This window comes from Aquabacterium sp. A08 (assembly GCF_011742065.1).
This window is the reverse complement of record NZ_JAAQQT010000394.1, coordinates 1-269: the sequence shown is the minus strand read 5'-3', so window position 1 is coordinate 269 and position 269 is coordinate 1. Positions and strand designations below refer to the sequence as shown.

The window sequence follows — 269 nt, the reverse complement described above, 5'->3', positions numbered from 1 at the left end:
CGGGGCCGCGCTGTGCCCATGGGCCGGGTGCTGCTGGTGCTGTGGGCCTTCCCCATGCTGGTGTTCGCGCTGCTGGGCCTGCGCCGCAGCATCGGACTGCACTGGGTGCTGGGTTTTGTGCCGCTGTTTGTGCTGTGGGCCGCCACGCGCCTGCCGGTGCCGGCGCTGCGCCGCGCCTGGCGCTGGACGCTGGCCCTGTCGCTGCCCCACCTGCTGCTGGTGGCCGCCGTGGCCTGGGCGCCGCTGGCCTGGTGGCAGTCCACCCGCCT

General features: G+C 75.1%; 1 pseudogene. It reads left to right on the top strand.

The features are described from left to right. Positions 1 to 269: pseudogene (locus HA630_RS02245) on the top strand (hypothetical protein); the annotation flags it as partial.